The organism is Streptomyces virginiae, from assembly GCF_040638905.1.
In the GTDB taxonomy this organism is placed as follows: Bacteria; Actinomycetota; Actinomycetes; order Streptomycetales; family Streptomycetaceae; genus Streptomyces; species Streptomyces virginiae_B.
The window spans coordinates 1-1,536 of sequence record NZ_JBEZYV010000082.1 but is presented as its reverse complement, the minus strand read 5'-3'; the positions used below and the strand labels follow the sequence as shown (position 1 = coordinate 1,536).

Here is a 1,536-nt window from a genome sequence, read left to right as displayed (position 1 = left end):
CCGACCCTGGGCCCCGCTGACCCCGGCGTGGTGGTGCTCGTCTTCGTCGTCTACCAGCCGTAGTGCCAGCCGGGGGTGGCGCGCCCGGGCGCGCCACCCCTCCCGCCGGTCGGCCAACGCCATGGCCGGCAGGACGTGGTCGGCTGCCTCGTCGGTGCTCAGGCACAGGGAGCAGACGACCGCGTCGTACGTGGCCAGCAGTTGACGGTTGGCCCACTGATGAAGCGGCGTCGAGCTTCGATCGATCAATCGGCGGCGACCCTCCACGGATGCCTGCGCGTGGGTCATGGTGTCGTCGAGGCCGTACGGGACGCATGGTGCCGTGCGCCGGTGACGATGAGCGAGACGTTCTGCCCACCGAAGCCGAAGGAGTTGCTGAGCACGGCCTCCTGGGGGACGTCTCGTCGCTCTGCGACGACATCGAGATCGATGTCGGGATCGACGTCCGCCGCGGTGAGGTTGCGGGTCGGCGGGATGACGCCGTGCTCCACGCTGAGGACGGCGATGAGCGCCTCGATCGCGCCGGCGGCACCAAAGAGATGACCGAGTGCCGCTTTGGGAGCTGTCACGGTGGCGCGGCCGAAGACCTCCCTGATCGCATGTGCCTCGGCAACGTCGCCCACCGGAGTTCCGGTGGCGTGGGCGTTGATGTGGCTGATCTGCTCGGGAGCCAAACCGGCTTGCGCGAGGGCCTTCCGCATGGCCGAGATCTGACCGGAGCCGTCGGCAGCGGGTGCCGTGATGTGGTGAGCGTCGGCGGCGATGCCGGCGCCGGCGAGCACCGCGTGGACGCGCGCGCCCCGGGTGCTGGCGTGCTCGGCGCTTTCCAGCACGATGACAGCGGCGCCTTCACTGAGGACGAATCCGCTGCGGTCCGCGGCGAACGGCCGGGAGGCTGAGGCGGGTTCGGCGGTGTGCCGCGACAGTGCTTGTGCTTGGGCGAAGCCGGCGACGGTGATCGGGGTGATCGCGGCCTCGGTCCCGCCCGCGATGACCACGTCCGCCTCGCCGGCACGGATGAGCCGGGCGCCCAGGGCGATCGCCTCGGCACCGGAAGAGCACGCCGAGACGGGTGTGTAGACACCGGCCCGTGCACCGTATTCGATACTGATCAGCGCCGCCGCCGCGTTGGGCATGAGCATCGGGACCGTGCGTGGCGAGACGCGCCGCGTCCCGGCCGCCTCCAGTGCGTCGTCTTCCTTCAGCAGCGTCCGTATGCCCCCGATGCCCGTGCCGATCACTGATGCGAGCCGGTCCGGGTCCACATCTGGGGCACCGGCATCGGCCCAGGCTTCGGCCGCTGCGGTGAGGGCTGCCTGCTGCGAGCGGTCGAGCCGCCTGGCCTGCACCGGAAGCAGCGACTCGGCGGGGTCGATCGCCATCGTCCCCGCGACGGTGTCGGGAAGGCCGGCCTCTTCGTGGCCGTGCAGTACGCCGCCGCGTGTTGGACGACTCTCTGGATGAGCATGAAGGCGGGGGTTGGCGACACTCGCGGTGGACATGAGTGCTGATCTTGGTGGGCAGTCTGATCTCGTT

1 protein-coding gene and 1 pseudogene are annotated in these 1,536 nt (G+C 70.4%); both read right to left on the bottom strand.

Translation table 11 applies throughout. The annotated features are described in order from the left end of the window. Window positions 1-249: hypothetical protein (locus tag AB0F82_RS38580; RefSeq protein WP_362636477.1), on the bottom strand; the 249-nt coding region annotated here is incomplete at its 3' end. A gap of 35 nt (window positions 250-284) precedes the next feature. Then, window positions 285-1,442: pseudogene (locus AB0F82_RS38575) on the bottom strand (beta-ketoacyl-[acyl-carrier-protein] synthase family protein); the annotation flags it as partial. Window positions 1,443-1,536: the final 94 nt, after the last annotated feature.